Annotated in this window: 19 protein-coding genes; 12 read left to right on the top strand and 7 right to left on the bottom strand. The window is 38.3% G+C overall.

All coding sequences use genetic code 11. From position 1 onward, the window contains the following. Positions 1 to 226: 226 nt before the first annotated feature. From pgi to ubiA, 3 genes are all read left to right on the top strand, one after another. Positions 227 to 1873 carry a glucose-6-phosphate isomerase gene (gene pgi, locus PSF42_RS10675; protein ID WP_125894937.1) on the top strand — a complete coding sequence of 549 codons (1647 nt, stop codon included), beginning with the start codon at positions 227 to 229 and terminating at the stop codon, positions 1871 to 1873. A gap of 318 nt (positions 1874 to 2191) precedes the next feature. After that, positions 2192 to 2704: a chorismate lyase gene (ubiC, locus tag PSF42_RS10670; protein ID WP_213914509.1), complete on the top strand. Its 513-nt coding sequence runs from the start codon at positions 2192 to 2194 to the stop codon at positions 2702 to 2704. A gap of 151 nt (positions 2705 to 2855) precedes the next feature. Beyond that, positions 2856 to 3710, top strand: a complete 855-nt coding sequence (ubiA, locus tag PSF42_RS10665; protein ID WP_112307368.1) for a 4-hydroxybenzoate octaprenyltransferase — start codon at positions 2856 to 2858, stop codon at positions 3708 to 3710. 81 nt (positions 3711 to 3791) lie between these two features. Here ubiA and plsB read toward each other — a convergent pair whose 3' ends face one another. Further along, positions 3792 to 6281: a glycerol-3-phosphate 1-O-acyltransferase PlsB gene (plsB, locus tag PSF42_RS10660; protein ID WP_125894941.1), complete on the bottom strand. Its 2490-nt coding sequence runs from the start codon at positions 6279 to 6281 to the stop codon at positions 3792 to 3794. 126 nt (positions 6282 to 6407) lie between these two features. On the opposite strand from plsB, the gene PSF42_RS10655 reads away from it, so the two are divergent. Next, positions 6408 to 6782 (top strand): diacylglycerol kinase, encoded by a 375-nt coding sequence (locus PSF42_RS10655; protein WP_125894943.1) that lies wholly within the window; start codon positions 6408 to 6410, stop codon positions 6780 to 6782. Between the two features lie 135 nt (positions 6783 to 6917). Then, positions 6918 to 7535, top strand: a complete 618-nt coding sequence (gene lexA / locus PSF42_RS10650) for a transcriptional repressor LexA (protein WP_004915217.1) — start codon at positions 6918 to 6920, stop codon at positions 7533 to 7535. 157 nt (positions 7536 to 7692) lie between these two features. On the opposite strand, the gene zur is transcribed toward lexA, so the two are convergent. After that, the gene (gene zur, locus PSF42_RS10645) at positions 7693 to 8208 is read right to left on the bottom strand and encodes a zinc uptake transcriptional repressor Zur (RefSeq protein ID WP_125894945.1); all 516 of its coding nucleotides are present in this window, start codon (positions 8206 to 8208) and stop codon (positions 7693 to 7695) included. 950 nt (positions 8209 to 9158) lie between these two features. On the opposite strand from zur, the gene PSF42_RS10640 reads away from it, so the two are divergent. The 7 genes from PSF42_RS10640 (at position 9159) to PSF42_RS10610 (ending at position 15603) form a co-directional block, all read left to right on the top strand. Next, complete coding sequence (locus PSF42_RS10640) at positions 9159 to 9752, top strand: fimbrial protein (protein ID WP_125894947.1); 594 nt, start codon at positions 9159 to 9161, stop codon at positions 9750 to 9752. Between the two features lie 97 nt (positions 9753 to 9849). Further along, positions 9850 to 12339: a fimbria/pilus outer membrane usher protein gene (locus PSF42_RS10635; protein ID WP_272680000.1), complete on the top strand. Its 2490-nt coding sequence runs from the start codon at positions 9850 to 9852 to the stop codon at positions 12337 to 12339. A gap of 33 nt (positions 12340 to 12372) precedes the next feature. Further along, on the top strand, positions 12373 to 13110 hold the full coding sequence (locus PSF42_RS10630; protein WP_125894951.1) for a fimbria/pilus periplasmic chaperone: 738 nt from the start codon (positions 12373 to 12375) through the stop codon (positions 13108 to 13110). Positions 13111 to 13121: 11 nt separating this feature from the next. Then, positions 13122 to 13613 carry a fimbrial protein gene (locus PSF42_RS10625; RefSeq protein ID WP_272679999.1) on the top strand — a complete coding sequence of 164 codons (492 nt, stop codon included), beginning with the start codon at positions 13122 to 13124 and terminating at the stop codon, positions 13611 to 13613. Between the two features lie 11 nt (positions 13614 to 13624). Continuing rightward, complete coding sequence (locus tag PSF42_RS10620) at positions 13625 to 14119, top strand: fimbrial protein (protein ID WP_125894954.1); 495 nt, start codon at positions 13625 to 13627, stop codon at positions 14117 to 14119. After that, positions 14119 to 14673 (top strand): fimbrial protein, encoded by a 555-nt coding sequence (locus tag PSF42_RS10615; RefSeq protein WP_272679998.1) that lies wholly within the window; start codon positions 14119 to 14121, stop codon positions 14671 to 14673. Before PSF42_RS10620 ends, PSF42_RS10615 begins: the two co-directional genes overlap by 1 nt. A 66-nt stretch (positions 14674 to 14739) precedes the next feature. Next, positions 14740 to 15603, top strand: a complete 864-nt coding sequence (locus PSF42_RS10610; RefSeq protein WP_125894956.1) for an MrpH family fimbial adhesin — start codon at positions 14740 to 14742, stop codon at positions 15601 to 15603. 80 nt (positions 15604 to 15683) lie between these two features. On the opposite strand, the gene PSF42_RS10605 is transcribed toward PSF42_RS10610, so the two are convergent. The 5 genes from PSF42_RS10605 to PSF42_RS10585 form a co-directional block, all read right to left on the bottom strand. Beyond that, positions 15684 to 16160: a FidL-like protein gene (locus PSF42_RS10605; protein WP_213914503.1), complete on the bottom strand. Its 477-nt coding sequence runs from the start codon at positions 16158 to 16160 to the stop codon at positions 15684 to 15686. Continuing rightward, positions 16161 to 17129, bottom strand: a complete 969-nt coding sequence (locus PSF42_RS10600) for a winged helix-turn-helix domain-containing protein (RefSeq protein ID WP_272679997.1) — start codon at positions 17127 to 17129, stop codon at positions 16161 to 16163. 423 nt (positions 17130 to 17552) lie between these two features. Further along, entirely contained in the window at positions 17553 to 19547 is a 1995-nt protein-coding gene (locus PSF42_RS10595) for a TonB-dependent receptor plug domain-containing protein (protein WP_272679996.1), read from the bottom strand. 132 nt (positions 19548 to 19679) lie between these two features. Further along, positions 19680 to 20525, bottom strand: a complete 846-nt coding sequence (gene modD / locus PSF42_RS10590) for a ModD protein (protein ID WP_272679995.1) — start codon at positions 20523 to 20525, stop codon at positions 19680 to 19682. Continuing rightward, positions 20522 to 21340: a class I SAM-dependent methyltransferase gene (locus PSF42_RS10585; protein ID WP_272679994.1), complete on the bottom strand. Its 819-nt coding sequence runs from the start codon at positions 21338 to 21340 to the stop codon at positions 20522 to 20524. The genes modD and PSF42_RS10585 overlap by 4 nt, the downstream gene beginning before the upstream one ends. Between the last annotated feature and the right edge of the window lie 5 nt (positions 21341 to 21345).

The following is a 21345-nucleotide window of genomic DNA, read 5'->3' as shown; positions in this document are numbered from 1 at the left end:
CATGGGTGTTGACTGCGTTCAGCTAGCCGAATCACATACTTTTGTATGCTCATCGTTTTCAAGCTGCATGACATTGAAAGTGCGTATTTCAATAAAAGGGGCAATTAAGTCTGGAAAAGTTGGGTAGAATTGGGGAATATCAATATAACGCAGAAAACCGATAAGTCTCGTTTTTGTGACGGGGTACAATCTATTTCTATTTAAAATTATTTGGAGAGTGTTATCCATGAGAAGTATTAATCCAAGCCAAACGGCGGCATGGCGGGCGCTAGAGCAACATTTTGCGCAAATGAAAAATGTTCATATGCGCGATTTGTTTGCACAGGATCAAGACCGCTTTACTCATTTTTCGGCGACGTTCGATGGTCAAATCTTAGTGGATTTCTCCAAAAATAGAATTACCCAAGAAACATTGGAACATTTATTGGCCCTAGCAAAAGAAACAGAGTTAGAAAATGCCATTAATAGCATGTTCCAAGGTGAGAAAATTAACCGTACTGAAGACCGTGCAGTGCTACATACTGCTTTGCGTAACCGCGATAATACTCCGGTTTATGTTGATGGCAAAGATGTCATGCCTGAAGTAAATGCGGTATTGGATAAAATGCAGCAATTTAGTCAGCGTATTATCAGCGGTGATTGGAAGGGGTACACCGGTAAAGCGATTACTGATGTGGTGAATATCGGTATTGGTGGTTCAGACCTTGGCCCATTTATGGTCACAGAAGCATTGCGTCCATATAAAAACCACCTAAACATGCATTTTGTATCGAATGTGGATGGTACGCAAATTGCAGAAACGTTGAAAAAATTAAATCCAGAAACGACACTGTTTTTAATTGCATCAAAAACGTTTACAACGCAAGAAACCATGACGAATGCGCATTCTGCTCGTGATTGGTTCTTGGCAGCAGCAAAAGATGAAAGCCAAGTGGCTAAGCATTTTGTGGCACTTTCAACGAATGGCGAAGAAGTCGCGAAGTTTGGTATTGATACCAACAATATGTTTGAATTTTGGGATTGGGTTGGTGGCCGCTATTCATTATGGTCAGCGATTGGTTTATCGATTATTTTATCAGTTGGCTTTGATAATTTCGTTCAATTATTGGACGGTGCTCATGCCATGGATAAACATTTCACTCAAACACCATTCGAAAAGAACATCCCTGTATTGTTAGGTTTGATTGGCATTTGGTATAACAATTTTTTTGAAGCAGAAACTGAAGCGATTCTGCCATACGACCAATACATGCATCGTTTTGCCGCTTACTTCCAACAAGGCAATATGGAATCGAACGGTAAATATATTGACCGTGATGGAAAACCTGTTACTTATCAAACAGGCCCGATTATTTGGGGTGAGCCGGGTACCAATGGCCAACATGCGTTTTATCAGTTGATCCACCAAGGAACGAAGATGATCCCGTGTGATTTTATCGCGCCAGCGGTAACACATAATCCATTAGGGGATCACCATGAAAAATTATTATCGAATTTCTTTGCACAAACCGAAGCATTAGCGTTTGGTAAAACGCGTGAGGTGGTCGATGCCGAGTTTGCTGCACAAGGTAAAAATGTCGCGGATATGGAATATGTTGCGCCTTATAAGGTGTTTGAAGGTAACCGTCCAACTAACTCCATCTTATTGAAATCAATTACACCTTATTCGTTAGGTGCATTGATTGCGATGTATGAGCACAAAATTTTCACTCAAGGGGCGATTTTAAACATTTTCACTTTCGACCAATGGGGTGTGGAATTAGGTAAACAGCTCGCAAGCCGTATCCTGCCTGAATTAGAAAATAGTGATACGGTGAGTAGCCATGATAGCTCGACCAATGGTCTGATTAACAGCTATAAAGCTTGGCGATAAGTTAACAACGTATTATTTAAATACGTCAATATAAGGCAGGGAGTTCCTGCCTTATATTGTTCAACTGACCATTGTTAAATAGGTCGTTTTTCAATCAATAAAATGTAATTTGTTATGATATTAATAAATTTTATTATTATCGGTAACTTGCGAGTAGTTAAAATATTTTTCACTATATTTTTACATTTTGTGTTGAAAATGTGACTTTTTATATAAATTGTTAGCTAACTTTAACCTTGTCGTAAAACAACGTGATATCCTATTGCGTAAGAAATACAGTAAATCATAACCATGTTATTCATGGTGGAATTTTAAGTAATGGATGAAACGCTTTTTACTTCTCAGCCGATTCATTGGCTGGCGGAGAACGATAAAAACGATAAAATAGTGCCTGCTAATATATTAGATTGGCTATTAGAACATGGCTCAATGACAAAGCGTTTTGAGCTGCATAGCCAGCAAGTGGCTGTGATACCTTATTTAGAGTGCTATGTATCGCAAGATAAGCTAAGTGAGAATGAAGTACAGTCTTTACCTAAAAGTCAGCGCTATTGGGTCAGAGAAGTTGTCATGTATGGGGATGGCATCCCTTGGTTACTGGGCCGAACTATCATCCCTGAAGAAACCCTGACCGATGATGACCAGCAATTGGTGGATATTGGAAGGGTGCCATTAGGGCGCTATTTATTTAGCAGCGATCGTTTAACTCGAGATTATATCCATATTGGTTCTTGCGCGAATCGTTGGGTGCGTTGTTCTCGGTTAAGGCTATCGGATAAACCTTTATTATTAACAGAAATATTTTTACCTGAATCACCTGCATATCGTTAACTATCCTAAGTATTTTGAATTTTCAGGTCTCTGCAATGACACTATGCCAACAAATATAAATCAGTAAGTTGCAGAGGTTAGTGGTATTAAAATATACCCAATTTGAAGTATGATGGAATTCGAAAAGGAGCACGACAAAGTGGAGGGAAGTATGACGCTAAGTAAATGGCATGCATACAGCCGTTTAATGCGTATTGATAGACCCATTGGTTCACTGTTGCTATTGTGGCCGACGTATTGGGCATTATGGATTGCGGCTCAAGGTACGCCAAGTTTACATCTTTTAATCGTCTTTACTGCTGGTGTATTTTTTATGCGTGCCGCTGGCTGCGTCATTAATGACTTTGCTGATCGCCATTTTGATGGCCACGTAGAGCGGACTAAACATCGCCCTCTCCCGAGTGGTGATGTGACTGAAAAAGAAGCAAAAATATTGTTTGCAAGCCTTGTTGGCCTTTCTTTCCTGCTGGTTTTAACACTCAATTCAATGACGATTTGGTTGTCAGTTGCCGGTTTGGCCCTGGCATGGGTTTATCCTTTCGTTAAGAGAGTCAGTAACTTACCTCAAGTGGTATTAGGGGCGGCTTTTGGTTGGTCAATCCCAATGTCTTTCTCTGCTGTTGGTGAAACGTTGCCTGCTGTTTGTTGGTTACTGTTTTTAGTGAATATTATCTGGTCTGTGATCTACGATACTCAGTACGCGATGGTAGACCGTGATGATGATTTAAAAATTGGTGTGAAATCAACCGCTATTCTATTCGGGCAATATGACAAACTGATTATTGGTTTGCTGCAATTACTGATGGTTGGCTTATTATTGGTGATTGGCTCACTGGCGGGTTTAGGAACCCTTTATTATATTTCATTAGTGTTAGTTGCGGGTTTATTTATCTATCAGCAGCAATTGATGGTTAACCGTGAACGTGCGCCTTGCTTTAAAGCTTTTATGAATAATAACTTTGTTGGTTTAATTTTGTTTATTGGTATTTTTATCAGTTATTTTTGAATTACATCCATTGAGCCAAAGTAAAAAGGTCATGTTATTTCTAACATGACCTTTTTGTTTTATTAACCTGAGAAAACGTGATTAGCTTTTCTTTTGCTCCAGAGATTGCGTGCTTTCACTTGGCTTTTTTTCCGAAAACTCATCGTCCTGGCTAACACTTTCAATGGTCAAGCGGATCTCCGGTGACATCAAACGGGCCAGAACGGCATACAGTTTCTGTGCATTGGTAACAAAAATATCATTTTCATTATTGTCAATGTAGCCTTCTTCTCTGAGGGTATCGACTAACGTCGAGAATACCGCTTTATCAAAGAACTCAGGTGCATTAATACCATGCAAAACAGAAAGGCGCTGCGCAAGGATACGACTTTGTTTTTCCAGTGTACTACGGCTGATTTCTGGGCTCGCATTGAGTAATGACAATGTGATTGCATAACGTTGCAAAGTTTCACGTACACCAGCAGCTAAAAGCTGTAATGGACGAATACGGCGAGGGTTTAACACCACAATATCGTCTTCTTTTAAGCAAATTAACTTTTGGTTATTCAGTTCATCGATCAGCGTATCTACCGCTTCATGTAGCTCATCACTGTTATAACGCATAAACAGTTCTGCTTTTAAGAATGGGTAAATTTGACCGACTTGATAGTGAATATCTTGGCGACTAATGCGCTCATGGTGTAGCACAATGCTAGTTATGAGTGATGGTAATACCAATAAATGATGGATATTGTTACGATAATAGGTCATTAAGACGGCATTTTCGCGAGGAAGAATAATAATATCCCCCATACTGTCTTTTTCTACTTCGAATTTATCCATTTGCAAAGCATGTTCTAACAATTGCTCGGCTGTTTTATTTGGGGTTGTTGCATCTGCGGTGTATGGCACGTTGCGTAATAATTGCAGGTAACATTCGACTTGTTCAACCAGTTGCTCACGAGTGAGCGAGCGTTGACGAGATGCCAGCAATGCGGTTGCACAGAGGTTAATCGCATTGGCTGCGGCTGCATTATTAATATTAACCATAATGTTATCGGCTAACGAACTGACCGTTGGGTTTAACCAGGTTGGCCTTTGTGGTTCGATAGGGTCGATAGAGTCGCGCCAATCAGGTACGCGCTGATTGAGGTAATGAGGTAAAGAAATAGGTTGACCGAAGTTAACATACCCTTGACCTAAGTTGCGTAATTTACGTAACCCGCGAACCATGGAGAAAAAGCCTTCTTTCTCTTTTTCTGCACCACGAAGTTCTTTGGCGTAAGTTCCCACTTCCATGACATGTTCATACCCAATATAGATAGGAACAATGGTAATAGGGCGTGAGTCACCGCGCAACATCGCTTGTAACGTCATTGAAAGGGTGCCCGTCTTCGGTTGTAATAAACGTCCGGTACGTGAGCGCCCACCTTCCACAAAGTATTCGATGGAGTAACCACGTGCAAACAGTTCACTTAAATATTCGCGGAAAACAGTCGAATACAGTTTGTTTCCTTTAAACGTTCTGCGAATAAAAAAGGCCCCTAAGCGACGGAAAATTGGCCCTGCTGGCCAGAAATTAAGATTGATCCCCGCTGCGATATGAGGCGGTACTAGCCCTTGATGGTATAGCACATATGAGAGCAGTAAGTAGTCCATATGGCTGCGGTGAGAGGGAACATAAACGATTTCATGGCCGTCTTGTGCGAGTTGGCGAACCCGTTCAGCGTGCTGAACATTGATACCTTGATAAAGGCGGTTCCAAGTCCAACTAAGAACTCTATCGGTTAAACGAACTGCCTCATAAGAGAAATTGGCCGCAATTTCTTCCATCATCCCAACGGCATTTTGCTGAGCTTTTTTAAGTGGGATTTTTTTACTGCGCGCTTCGTCTTCAACGGCTTTTTCAATCGCTTTTGACGTTAATAGCTTATTAAACAGCTCATAACGGGCGGGTAGTTTTGGCCCAACTGCAGCTAAGCGTTGGCGCGAATAGTGAATACGCGCGACACGAGCGAGTTTGTTGGCAATGATGGTATCTGTACCGTGGTCTTGCGCCATTTTCCCAATTGAGACAATCGGAGATAAACGCACGAAGCTGTCACGCCCTAACCATAAAACGGCAAAGAATTTTTGGATACCGTTTAACAGTTTCAATGGGGGGGCTGGAGTATGGCCTTCACGCCCAGGTGAACGCCCAAACATCACGGATGCAGGTAGCATTTGAATATCTAGATTTGGATTGTTTTTGTGCAAATCTAAATAAGCATGGAATGTTTTTACTGAATCTTTACGTGGATTCGGTGAATAATAGCGAAAAACACGTGGACCATCATCGATAAAAACGTAAGCCGGAAGCTTCGTTCCATTGATATCATTGTCGACTAGCGGGTCTGGCAGACCGATAGCTAAGCATTGATGCCGTAGCGTGAGGAGGTCAGACTTCGAATGATAAGGTAATACGTACAGAGTTGGCCTGTTGACATCAAGCTGCAACTCAGTGACGGGATCCGAAGGAATTAGTTTACTTTTTACCAATAATTTAAGTGGCAAATTCAACGTGTTGTAATATATTTTACGCCATAGTGACATAAATGATTATAGCCTCTTGTTAACAATGCTGCGCAATCATACCAGAAATACCTGGTTAGATCTGTTACTGACAATTCACTTTGACCGTAAAAATCGATTATTGTTTGTATTTTTTAAGGAATAAATATGGCGAGTCAAGTTAAGGGCTTCACGCGAGTGATTAAAGCTGCGGGGTATTCCCTTAAAGGTTTGAAGGCAGCTTGGGTTAATGAGGCCGCATTTAGGCAGGAATCCGTTGCGGCAATTATCGCAATTTTTATCGCATTTTATTTAGATATCAGTTACATAGATAGAATCCTGTTAGTAAGCTCAGTTGTGCTGGTGGCAATAGTCGAATTATTGAATAGCGCGGTAGAGGCTGTGGTTGATCGTATTGGTAGTGAATATCATGAGCTTTCAGGGAGAGCTAAAGATATTGGTTCTGCTGCGGTATTTGTGAGTATCGGTTTAGCTTTGTTCATTTGGGCGCTGGTATTATGGCAACGCTATTTCACTGGTTAAGGTGTTTGGTTACTTCATCGGGAAAAAGAGAGTAAATCGATAACAAATGCTTAAATTGAGCGATTTAACTGTTCCAAATCTTCATTTACCTGTATATACTCACAGCTTGACTGTATAAACAAACAGGGGAACGGAATGAAAGCACTGACGGCTCGACAACAGCAGGTTTACGATCTGGTGCGAGATCACATTTCGCAGACAGGTATGCCACCTACACGTGCTGAGATAGCAGCAAGCCTTGGTTTTCGTTCGCCTAATGCGGCAGAAGAACATTTAAAGGCCTTGGCACGCAAAGGGGTTATTGAAATTGTTTCAGGCGCATCCCGAGGTATTCGTCTGCTTCTTGAAGAAGAAACCGAAGATCAGGGGTTACCTCTGATTGGGCGTGTTGCCGCTGGCGAACCATTATTAGCGCAGGAACATATTGAGAGCCACTATCAAGTTGACCCTGAGCTGTTTAAACCACATGCAGATTTTTTATTGCGTGTGAACGGGATGTCCATGAAAGATATTGGTATTATGGACGGCGATTTATTAGCTGTGCATAAAACGCAAAATGTACACAACGGGCAAGTGGTTGTCGCTCGTATCGAAGATGAAGTTACGGTTAAACGTTTTAAGCAACAGGGTAACCGCGTTGAGTTAATAGCAGAAAACCCAGAATTCGAACCTATTGTTGTTGATTTACGCCAGCAAAACTTCACTATTGAAGGTTTAGCTGTTGGGGTTATCCGTAACAGTGATTGGTATTAATTTCCGTGAGTAGCCAGGCGTCATGGTAGGTTACACTCAGGAATGACTACGGCAGGCAGATTTCATTACTTTATTTTGAGGTCTGCCTGTTTTATTTCCTGTCTTATATTTTTTCTCTTCTCTCTGTATTCATCAAACTCTTTAGCAATACAGCAATTTATTTCTTTTTTGCTGTTATAGGTTGTTCGTGGTTATGATGACAATGCTCGTGATCTTGGCAGCTATTCACCTCGTCACAACTCTTACACAAGCCATGGTTTTCCACCACGGTATGTCTTAAGCGGAATTGGTGTTCGTCGGCTAAATTAATAATGGCAGCTTCTATTGTTGTACAGTCACTTTCCGTTACGCTTCCACAATGGTCGCAAATCAACATAACAGAAATATGGCTTGGGTTATCAAAATGATGGCAGACGACATAGCTGTTTGTTGATTCAATTTTATGGATAAAACCTTGCTCCATTAAAAACTCAAGGCCACGATAAACCGTAGGGGGTTTAGCTTGAGGTTCAATTTCACGTAGCAGGTCGAGTAAATCATAAGCGCTGATTGCACCATGTTGCTGTGCTATCAGGCGCAATACCGTTTCTCTCTGTGGTGTCAATCTGACGCCTCTTGACTGGCAAATATGTTCAGCCATCGCAAGAACTTTTTTTTCACTCATCTTTTCCATTTTACTGACCCACCCGTTGAAAAATGCAAATGTTTACTGTTCACAAGTTTATCACAGTTTCTTGAACTATAGAGAATCAAGAAATGAAAGCATTGCCATCAAAAAATTTTAACCTTGCTAAGTATTTTTTTGATTAATAAAGAAAGCAAATGAGGGTAATGAAAAATATAAAAAAGGATATTTAAAATTAAATAGGAAAACAGAAACAAATATTAAACAAATACATGATAAAAGCGTAACGCATTGCGAACAATTAATTGAAATATTATGTTTCAATTTGATGTAATTTCAATTAAGACTTATCTTAACCTTAATTTTTAATATTCTTTTTGTTGCTATTTTTTCTGTCTTTTTAGATGTTGGTGTGATTTTTTCGCTAAAATTTAGTTTTAATTTCCGCTCTTATCTGTATTTATAGATTTAAATTTCGATATAAAACCATCTGTATTTTGACGTGTTTTGAGATATTTGTAAGTGAAAAATGAGGTTTTTATATAAGTTTTTCTAAGTAATATATTTGAAATGTATATTTTGATGCTATTTTGATTTTATATTTTTCGCCTTATAGCTTTGATGTGATTTTATTCTGTATTAACTCTAATTATGTGTTCGTTTTGACAATAAATATCGAATATGTAGAATTGATATCAGAAAGTATCGGAAGGCATGTGTAAAAAGTCATTTTCTATTTCTATATCAATTTTGGCAAATTACCCCTTATGGGAATAATTAATATTGAATAGAAAATAAAGAATTAAAAATTTTAGGTATTTTAAAAATTATAGATGAAAAGGATCTTATTTATATATTCACCTCTAATCTGAATGAAATTAATGATGTTGGATGACGGAAAATTTCACTGTTAAGTAATCAAAAAAATAAAATTGATTCCTTATCAATAAAAATCAGAAAAGAGGTAGCTACTTCCTACTCATTTAAAGGAAATGTTTATGAAACTGAATAAATTAGCGTTAACTCTGGCTTTAGGTTTAGGTGTTGGTATTTCTGGTGTTGCAGTGGCTGAAGATCCAGTAACTCCACCAACAGTTGAAAGTTCACAAGGTGAAGTTCGCTTCACTGGTTTTATTAATGATGTTCCATGTTCAATTGATGCAAACAACTTAAAACAATTAGTTGAGTTTGGTGAAATTGCATTACATGAACTGACATCTAACCAATACCGTTCAGATAACAGAGATTTCGATATCGTATTGAAGAACTGTTCAACTGAAACGTATAAAAACGCCAAAATCACCTTTACTGGCCCAACTATTTCCGGTTTCCAAGGTTTTACCGGTGATCTACTTGGCTTAGGTGGAAAAGTTAAAAATGCCGGTATTGTAATCACTAATGGTGCTGACAAAGTTGTTGAATTTGGTAAAGCATTCCCAGGTACTGGTGATGGATATGCATTAAATGCGGGTGATGGTAAAGAAACGACACTGCACTTCTCTGCGTATGTTAAAGGTAATGAAGCAGCGGACGCGAAAGCAACAACAGGTAGTTTTAACACTGTTGCTAACTTCAAAATTATTTACCAATAAGTTCAAGCTTAGTTAAGTAAAAACATGTGGCGTATTAATGACGCCATATGTTTCTACCTTCTTTTTTCATTTTTAGTCTGATAGGCGGCATAGTTGAATGAAAAGCATGAAACTCAATTTAATTACAAAATTAATGCTTTTAATATTAACGCCGATGGTTGCATTTTCTGAAGAGGCAGTTGATTTTAATACTGATTTTTTAGAAGCAGACAGCACTGAAAATGTCGATTTTAGTAAGTTTTCTCATGCCAATTATATTCCACCTGGAAATTATTCTTTAGCTATTTCGGTAAATAAAGTCAAAATCTCCATGGAGCAATCCATTATATTCTTTACACCTAATTATGATGAGAAAATATCATTAGCTTGTATTACACCTGAATTATATGAGCAACTCGGATTAAAACCTGAATGGAGTAATAAAGTAACTTGGTTACTTGATGGAAAATGTTTAGATATTCGGTCTGTACCAGAAATGCGGACTCAAGGTGATCTTGCAAAAAATATTGTCGAAATTAGCATCCCTCAAGCTTATATGGAATATGAAGACCCGAATTGGGATCCTCCGTCACGTTGGGATGATGGCATTCTAGGTGCATTTATCGACTACAATGCGACAGGTCGGGTGGTTAAAAAAGAAACGGGTGACAAAGGAACAGATTCAGGTATCACAGCGACAGGAACAATGGGAACAAATATTGGCGCTTGGCGTTTTAGAGGTGATTGGCAAACGCAAAAAGGCCAATTAAATAAAGGCGGCCAATCATGGTCATGGAACCAATTATATGCGTATCGAGCCATACGTTCCTTAAATTCAAGGTTAACGTTTGGTGAACAATACCTGTCTTCAACGCTGTTTGACAGTATTCGTTATATTGGTGCTAGTTTAGAAACCAATGAATCTATGTTACCACCGCGTTTGCAAGGCTATGCACCTGAAATTGCGGGGGTTGCCAAAACTAATGCGACCGTCATTGTGAAGCAGGATGATCGTATTATTTATCAAAAAGATGTGAGTCCTGGGCCATTTCGTATTCAGGATGTGAACTCTTTTGGTGGTGGTACGTTAGATGTTTCTATTCAAGAACAAGATGGTAGTGTGACTCACTATAAGGTGGAAACATCTCGTTTAGGGACTTTGACTCGGCCCGGTCAGCTTATTTACCAGTTTGTCGTTGGTAAACCGACTAAAAATGAACATGATACTCAAGGTCCTGCATTTAGTTTGGGGTCCTTATCATGGGGTGTAACTAACAATACAACTATTTACGGTGGTGTTCTTGGTTCATCAGAATATCAAAATATTGCGATTGGTTTAGGGCGTGATTTAGCACCATTTGGCGTATTGTCAGGGAACTTAAGTATCTCTCGTGCTGAAATGGGTAGAACCGAAAATAACCAAACTTTGACGGGTAATTCATATAACGTCACTTATTCTAAACAATTTGATGATATTAACAGCCAAATTACATTCGCAGGCTATCGTTTTTCTGAAAAAAATTATATGAGCATGAGCCAATTTATTGACCGTCGCTATAATGAAAGTACGGTTGATAGTGGTAAAGAGCTTTATACTATTATATTTGGTACTGCATTCCCTGAATATAATACTAATATGTATTTAAATTACTCACATCAAACTTATTGGAATAGGTCATCATCGGACCAATATAATCTAACAGTTTCTAATTATTTTGATTTGGGGAAAATAAAAAATTTAAGTCTTAGCTTAACAGCTTACAAAACAAAATCAGATCAAAATGATGATGACGGAGTTTATCTGAATTTAAATGTACCATTGGATAATAATCAAGCGAGTATTAGTTACTCGGGCTCTTATTCAAGAAATACAAGCAGCCATAACGTTAACTATTATGACCGTATAAATGAACGTAGTACTTATTCTATTTCAGCGGGTACATGGGATAAAGACAAGGTCACAACATCTGGTATGTATAACTACGATGGTGATACCGCACAACTTAATTTGAGTGGAACTTATATTCAAGATAATCAATCTACTCTTTCGATGCAGTTGAAAGGGGGACTGACCATGACCCAAGAAGGTGGTGCTTTACACCGTAATACTTCAATCAATGGTGGGTCAAGGATACTGTTGGATACGAATGGCGTAGCTGATATTCCTGTGCAAACAGGGGTAACACCAATACGCACGAATCGATACGGTAAAGCCGTTATTACCAGTGTTATGGATTATAACCGCAATAATATTCGAATAGATTTAAATAGTGTGCCAGATAATGCAGAAGCAGTTCAATCGACACAGCATGCGACATTAACGGAAGGGGCTATTGGATACCGGAAGTTTAATGTCATTCAAGGTGAAAAAATATTGGGAACAATTCATCTTGCAAATAATAGTTATCCACCATTTGGTGCATCTGTTAAAAATGAAAAGAGTGTTGAAGTTGGTATCGTTTCAGATAATGGATTTATTTACTTAGCGGGTATTAACCCATCAGATGTTCTTGAAGTGACTTGGGGAAATAATTCATCTTGTCACATTCAATTACCTGAAAAAATAGAAAGTGGCATGGAACATACAATGTTATTACCATGCAAATAATTATAAATATGTTTTAACGTCAACGGTGAAAATATGAAATTTATAAATAAAGTTCAAATTGTAACAGCGATAAGTCTTTCTTTATTAGCACAATCGGCTTATTCAGCGATTGCACTAGATAGAACGCGAATTATTTATAATGAACAAGACAAAACAGTCGGTATGGGACTGACTAACGAACATTTAACTAGCCCGTATTTAGCTCAGGCATGGATAGAAAATGACAAAGATGAAAAAGTAAATTCACCTTTTATTGTAACACCTCCTGTGCATCGTATTGAAGCTAATTCTAAAAGCCAAATTAAAATACAGGCAATCCCTGCAGTAGCGCAATTACCTAAAGATAGGGAAAGTGTTTACTACTTAAATGTGAGAGAGATCCCACCACGTAGTGAGAAAGTGAATGTATTGCAAATTGCGTTACAGACAAAAATTAAGCTTTTTTACCGCCCAGCAGCAATTGCAATTAAAGATAGAATGGAAGTGATCCCTCAAGAAAATGAGATAAAAATTCTTAAGCAGGGGGCGAGTTATATTGTGAAAAATCCATCACCTTACTTTTTATCTATTACGAAACTGAAAAAAGGCAATACTGAAGTTCAAAATTTTGAACCTGTAATGGTTGCGCCATTTAGTGAGGCGGGTTTAGGCAAAGTTGCTGGGGATTTAGGTTCATCTCCAACTTTGGTTTATCTCAATGACTTCGGCGGAACAATGGATTTGAAATTTAGCTGTCAGTCAGCTGAATGCTCAGTGCTGCCAAGAAAATAAGGTTTGACGCCATGATGTCTATTAAAACATTAACAAAGGTATTTGTGTTATTGCTCACTTTACAGATATCGAGTGTATTTGGTTTTTCTGGATTCCTGTACATTGATATTAAAGGAGAAGTACTATCAAAGCCTTGTTCAATTAATAATGGGCAAACAATAGAAATTGATTTTGGCGATGTATTAACAACACGTGTTCAAGATGAGGTTTATAAAGCACCCATTGATTACACGGTGACGTGTAAAGATGGCGTCCAACCTAAATTGAACATTTTTATTGAGGGAATATCAGCAAGTTTTGATCAGCGCCTATTAAAAACGGATATTGATAACCTTGCGGTATTATTTAAAGCAGACACCAGCGATTTCCCACTGAAAAAGAAACGGGCTTTTAACTTTGCAAATCCATTGAAATTATATGCTGTATTAGTGAAAAAAAACGGTACGGATTTACCCGCAAAAAGTTTTACGGCAAATGCAACGTTGAAAGTCGAGTATCAATAAGGGGCTGAGATATGAAGATTGCTAATAATATAATTGGGTTGGTGTTACTCAGTGCCATCTTATCTTTTACATCAGCCGCGAAGGACTATGAAACAAAAATTAGTATTAAAGGTAATTTGATTACACCGCCACCTTGTCATATTGATGATGGTAAAGATATTGAAGTTGATTTTGGTAATGTATCAATAAAATCAATCCAAGGTAATGACCAAAAAAGGCAAGTTAATTACCAGATCCAATGTGGTGAAAATAAAAATAACTGGTCTATGTATCTGATGTTAGATGGAATAAAAAGTGATTTTGATATAAATGGGTTAAATACTGGCATTAATAATCTTGCAGTAAAATTCCAGCTTTCGGATACCGAATTGGAATTAGGTAAGAAATACCTCATTAATCCTAGTTCTCCTGGTGTACTTTGGGCCGTATTAGTCAGAAATGGTAATAACGAACTAAAGACTGGTGATTTTATTGCTAATGGCACTATGGTTGTGGAGTATCAATAATGAAAAAAACGACCTCACTATTAATCGGGATATTGTTTGCTTCGATAAGTACGGCATTTTTAAGTAGCAATGTTGTCTTTGCAGCTAAAAATAATGTCAAAGTGAAAGGGACACTGGTGAATTCACCTTGTGTTGTTTTGCCGGAAAATAAAATGATGGAAGTCGATTTTGGCGATATTCGGTTATTAGATATTTACGACCCGACTTATCAATTGCCTCGCAGAGAGTTAACGTTGGTATTATCTAATTGCGACTTAACTATTGCGAAAAAAATGAAAGTGAAGTTTACCGGATCGGAACATAGGCAAATGTCAGGATATTTGGCATTAACAGATACGGAACACAACCCTGGATTAGGGATTGGCATTGAGCTAGCTAGCGGTGAAGAAATTAAAGTGAATAAGTTTTCTTCGCTAGTACCAATTATTCAAGCTGGGAAAAATGAACTGAAATTTAATACTTTTCTCAAGGCAACCCCTGAAGCAATCAATAATAAACAAATTAAAACAGGGCGGATTGCCGCAATAGCCACTTTCTTATTTGAGTACGAGTAATTTCATTCTCAGAACCTTATCTGGTGCTGATATTAAAACGTTAAAATGAATATAAAGAGATCTGAAATGGGAAAACGAATTCAACAATTATTATTAGCCATACCATTTTTGTTCTTTGGTTTGGGAAGTTACGGTTCGACATATTTTTCTTATGTGGAAGAAGTTGAATCATTATCTAAGTATGAAAATATTTACCATTTTGTAATGGAATACTGGAAGGAAAGTTCCCCTTATGAAGGTAACCCATGTCAATCGGTACTTGGTTCTACTGGTGCTAAAAGGTGTTATTTTACGATTAACCACTTACATTCAGGGAAAGAGGCCGGTGGTATCGCTTCTCGTGCAGATTGGTCGTGTGATGTGAATTTTGCAACTTATACGACAATGGCGGCAATTATCAGAGATGCTAATGCGATTTGTGGTCTTTCTTTTCCGAGAACAGGGAAGAGCCAACATAGTGGGGCAATTACGACGGATGAATGTGTAGGGATATTTTTAGCTACATCAAAAGGGAGTCAAGGTAAAATATTACCAGGAGGGATTTGCGGAATAGCACCTCCTCCAGCAGGAAAATGCTATTTTACTTCTCCGACGGGTAATGCGAATACTCTTGAATTAGATCACGGCCCTTTAAATGCGGATGAGTTAAACGGCGATGTTGAAACTGGGCTATTTTATATCCAATGTAACCAGGATATGAGTGTGAAAGTTTCATCCAATTTGCAGCAAGATAATGTTTATTTACGTTCGAATGGTGAGTTGCAATCTCATGTTACCTTAAATAACCAGTCAGCAGCAAAAGGGTTGGTTCAGTCAGTCAGAGCGAATCAAGTTTGGCCAGTACGTGTAGAGTCAACATTAAAAACAAATGGTACTGTTGCGCCAGGAAAATTTAGTGGTCGTATTACTCTTGTTTTAACTATTCCATGATTTAGACAGATATTTAGATTCGTCATTTCCCATGTTGACGGTTTTGCCTACTTAAACGTAATTGTTGGTAGGCTTTTTTTTTATTGAACTTGGCAAGTAAAAGCGGAATAGGATTCATCTTTGATGATATAAATATTGTCTTCCATTTTAGTAATGTTGACATAATATTTTATTTTATCTTTTTCTAATTGAATAAAGTTAGAAAATAATTTCTCTGGGATATTATCTGAGTTGGTTACTGATGATGACGTAAACGTGACAGCATAGTTACCTTTATGGTCAACATTTTGATAATCAAAGTAAAGAGCTCTATCTAAACGGTAAATTTGGCTATTATCTTTTAAATAACCATACATATTCATTCGTCCTTGCTGACCAGGGGAAAGTTGGACATTAACTTTTGATTTTAAACTTAAGCCATCTTGGGTGTTATTATCTTTAATCCATAATATTTCGGAGTGGCAAATTTGGATATCATGACTGCTTTTCTTGATCATGAGTGATGCAGTTGATGCTGTTGCAATTAAAAACAACGAAGCAAAAATATATTTTTTCATTTAAATCCTCTGATCATTGATTGAGATACAATCAAATTTTTTATTGATTTCTTTGCAAATACTAATAGATATGTTTTTGTCGATAGAGTAGGAGTTATTTAAGTCTGATAAAAGAATAATTCTCTTTGGTTCATTACATGGTATGTTGTATTTATTCAGTTTTTTATTTACGATAGCAATATTATCGCTGGAAATGTTACCGACCATATCAATCGGCATTTGTATGACACAGTTTTCATTTGTGCTTACAGTAAGATAATTATTGGCTGGATCTGTTTTATCCATTGGGTGTTGAGTAAATAAATAGATTAAATAACATATTGCAAGCGTTGAAATAACTAGGAGTAATATTTTTAAAGGTTTTTTAGCACTTTTTTTTATTATTTCATCCTTACCGTATTGAAGAGGTAAGGTTTCGTTAATATCCATTGTTTGTGTATGGTTATTTTCTATGTTATCAATAGCGGTTAATGGCTTATCAATAGTAGTGATGAGCGAAGTTTGAGTCGCTAATGGGTTATCAATTGGTTGAGGGGAATATTCTGGGTTTTCAATATAATCATATTTATCATTGAGATAAATAGTATTTTCCGTGACATTTTTATTATCAGTCTCTACATTTTCATGTATGAATATATGATTATCGAGACGAAAGCCTTTTTTAGGTACAGTAACGATCGACTTAGGGTCGATACCAACTTGTTCAAGTTTTTTTCTTATCTCACTAATATAAGTATTTAAATTATTATTAGAGCCAACCAGCCCATATTCTTCCCATACACTTGTTAAGAGCTCATCACGCGTTGCAATTCCTTTTTTTAAATTTAATAGAATGATTTGATTTAATAATCTTGCCGCAGGCTTAGATAATTCAATATTTTGATTTCGATCATCTTTTAGGTATATTAAACTTGTTTTCTGTTCGAAAATATATTTTTCATCAATAGTATAATCATGTGTTTCGATCATAAATACTGTTTGCTCTCTCTAATTAAAATGATTAATAGAAAATTTAAATTAAGGGAGTTAATTTTAGATAAAGTATATGGTTTTAACTTTTATTATTATACTTATAGTCTAAATACGGAATCAATTAACCGCAAGTATTGTGAGGTGAGCTTTTTTGTAATGAATTAGCAAATTTATTGAATTGACAGTCTATTTGTTACTTAAAGCTGTATAATGTTATATTTTAAGATATAAAATTTAGGTGTTAATCATATTTGTAGTTAAAAAGATAGAATAATCCATATAAATCAACCGATATAGGAATGTATTTTTTATGGGAAATATCCTAGGTATTTTTACTTAATCATTTCAATGTTAACTAATTTAAGACTCTATAATAAATATTAGGCAAAGAACTTAATTCTCTGCCTAATATATTAATGATTAATATTTGTATTCAATACCTAACCAATAGTTACGGCCTTCTTCAATATAGCCATTAGTATATTCATATGATTTATCGAATAAGTTGTTCACTGAGGTGTTAACAGAAATACCTTGGCCAAAATCATAATCTAAGCGCAGGTCAGTTTTAGCATAGCCGCGAACTTTGCTTTCGGCATCAACATAGTTAAACGCCCAGCTTCTGGCTTCTTCGGTAATGGTGATGCTAAATGGGGCGTATGGCGTGAATTTCACCCAAGCAAAGGCTTTGTGGGTAGGTAACTCGGCAACGTGTTTTACACTGTAGTGTTTAGGATCAGCGTGAATATAGCCGTAGCTTAAACCGGCTTCCATCCAATCCGTAATTTGACCTGTAGTACCGAAATCAATACCAAAGTAATCGACTTTCCCGCTATTACGATTTTCGAGTATATAGCCACCATTCTGATTCGTACCAACACGATGCGCCATTATGGCATCAGAGACATGGTTATAATAGAGACTTGAAGTATATGACCAAGTGGGTGAGATATGTCCCTTGTAAGTCAAATCATAGGTAAGTGCACGTTCTGTATCGATATGTGGATTAATGACGAAAGTATCGTCACTTTTCATTTTTTCTTTGGTATAACGCTCTTTTTGTGTTGGGAAACGACTTCTTTCTGATATCGAGAATTGTACTGTATCTTTATTTTCTAAGTGGTAGCGAGCCATTACTTCCCAGTTGAAGGCATGCTGGCTGTTACCATCGTATTTCTCAAAATCTCCTGATTTATAGTCATAGCGTTTGCCGTCAGCACTCTTGCGCCAGTCATAGCCAATGCCTCCGATAATATCGAGATTGTTCATAGCAACCCACTGGTACTCGGTAGCGATTGAATAGGTATTGTCTTTATAGCGGTCGAATGGAATATCTCTTTTTGACCGAGCTCTGTGTACATCTTTTTTCCAGTGGGCAGCAAATGACAGCATATCTAATTCACGCACGGTGAAGTCAACACGCATATCAGCCCCGTTGCTGTAGTCGTCATAACGGCTGTAGTTATAGATACCGTCTTTATAGTCTTTAACAGACCTATATTGATGGAGTGTATTCTTAAATGTGTCGTGGTACAGGCGGCTCTGTAAGGCGATATCATTGGTTATTTGGGTTGTGCCATTGAAGTAAAAACTTTCTTTGTCATAAGCAGGCCATTGCCATATTTGAGGCTTGGTATTTGTCACACTCGGGGGGCTATTTTTATCTCCATCTTGTTTGAGATAGGTAATGACATATTCGTCGGCTTCACGAGGTGTCCATCCCACTTTCACCATCATGCGTTTGTCGTCAGTAGCTGAATTCGGGCGACGGCCATTATTTCCTGCTAATGGATTGTTATTTTCAGACCCCGGTATTCCCATAAAACGCTGTTTATATTGGCTGCCACTCACTTGGATAAAGCCTAGGTCATTGCGTCCACCTAGGCGGGCACTGATATTGTGCGCATTATCAGCACCTCGGGTAAAGCCTTGGTTCAAGTTGATATTAGCTTCAAAGGGTTTTTTAGGGGTAGCGGTGGTTAGGTTTATTGCCCCGCCCATTAGGTTCGGGCCTTGTAATAGAGAGGTATAGCCGGTGGATAGCTCAACACTGGCCAGCTCGCTAGTCATAAATCGACCTAGGTCAAGGGTGCCATCATAAGGGACATAAGTGGGTATACCATCAAAGAAAATAGGCACTTGGCGGCTGTCAAAGCCACGTACATTGACTTGGGTTTCATTGCGGTTACCTGACTTTTGAATGGAAACGCCTGGCATTGTGCTCAGCGCCTGTGCGACGTTAGTTTTATTCAACTGTTTCATTTGATTTTCTGTGATGATGTTTGCATCAGCCGCAAGCGGGGTACTCCAAACGGACATCACATCGGTATTTTTTTCGGTGTTAGGTGAGGCGGCGTATCCTTGTGCTGTGAATAAAGCCATCCCGACTAAATAGGTAATTTGTTTTATTTTCATTATCTCTTTCCAGTTTCATAAATAGCAATATATTATTTTTTATATAACGATGTGCGTCATTAGCCATAAGTGGATGCAGCCTACGGGGTAGGCTGTTTTTGCAAATGGTTTCTTTGACGCTAACTTCTTTGGTTACTGCTTAAAAATCTTCACTTTGATATCTCGTGGTGCAGCGTAGTAAGGGGCTGATGTAACTAATAATGGCACCCCTGTTTGTGCGAATGTTTCTATTGTTTTTAAATTAATCCCACCTGCAATGGATAGTCGACAAGGCCGACTTTGTTGCTTGGCAAGTTCTTGTAGTCGCTGTATTTGTTCAATGGGTAATTTATCTAGCTGAATAATATCGGCTTGCGCATTGATGGCGAGAATGGCTTGCTCGTAGTCATCAGCCTCAACAATAATCATTTTTTCAGGAGCGGCTTGGCGTAGTCTTTTAATATGGCCAGCCCAATCATTTGGGTTTGCAAGACATTGGCGATGATTGGTGAACAGTAAGACACTTTCTGCACTGCCTGCCCGATGAATAATAGCGCCCCCAGCCAAAATCGCAGTTAAGGCAAGGGGCTTTGTCTGTGGAATGGTTTTTCGGGTGCAAGCAAGCTGCCCATCGGGTTGATATTGACGCAAAATACTGACCATTTGCTGGGTGTAGTGACTCACACCTCCACACCATTCAAGTACGTTTTGTACCGCTTTCCAACCTTGATGTAAGGCTTCAATAGGCCCCGTTGCATGAATTAAAACACTTTGTGGTTCAACAAGTTGGCCATCTTGAAAATGACAGTCACAGGTGATACCGAGTTTTTCTAACATACGCTTGGCGATAATCATCCCACTGATGCAGCCTCCAAATTTGGAGGTAAAGGTCATCACACCCAGTTGGGATTGAAGGCCGAGTGCCCGTGTGGTGAGGTCACCATATTGGATGTCATCTAGCAGCAGTTGATCGATCAATGCATCGGGCACGTAAATCATAATGTCAGTTCCGATTCATCGACTACATTCCAAGATACCATCGCCCAATCTCTAGATGGATAAGGGATTGTTTTGCCTAGAGCGGTTTGTTCATCATAATATTGACGTAGGATCGCGGTTTCTTCTGGCGTGATATTTTTAAGGGACCAATTGACACTTTCAGCGAAAGCTTCAAAGTTATCAAATCCACCTTTATTGGGGGTTTTAATGAAATCTACGCGCGCATTAATCCCCATTTGATGCAAAATATTCACTGCATAAATGTAGGTGGGTAAACGAATAACTTCACGACCAATGGTACGAATAATATTCTCATCGATAAACGTTGGATTAATGGTATGGGTGGTATAAACCCGCAGCTTGGTTTGGCGATTGAGCTTGAGCAATGCGGCTTTTAAATCATCAACCAGCGTTGAACGCGATGCCACTGAAATATCCACTAAAGGCAGGGCATCCCAACTATCTTCCCATGCGAGTTGTGCAAAGCGTGCATGTGGGATAGCGAGCTCTTTAGCTCGTAGTTCAGCCATTTCGAGCATGCCACGGCTATAATCAATTCCAATCACATCTTTAAATTCATTTGCGAGGCAAAGGCTTATGGAACCGGGGCCGCAACCGACATCAAGTAAGGTTTCAGCACCAGTTAAATCCATGAGTTCACGAAACCGTACTAAGTATGGGTCATGGGGATTAGCACAGTTTTGTGCCATTTGTTGTGCTTTTTTATCCCAATGCTCTGGCTCTTTGCGGCTACGTTGTGCCTGTTGCATGTGTTGTTGGTACATTTTTGAAAAATCGATTTGATTAATTAACATGATCC

Origin of the sequence: Providencia sp. PROV032 (genome assembly GCF_028484875.1) — a bacterium.
GTDB lineage: Bacteria > Pseudomonadota > Gammaproteobacteria > Enterobacterales > Enterobacteriaceae > Providencia > Providencia rettgeri_E.
This window is presented reverse-complemented; position numbering and strand designations above follow the sequence as displayed.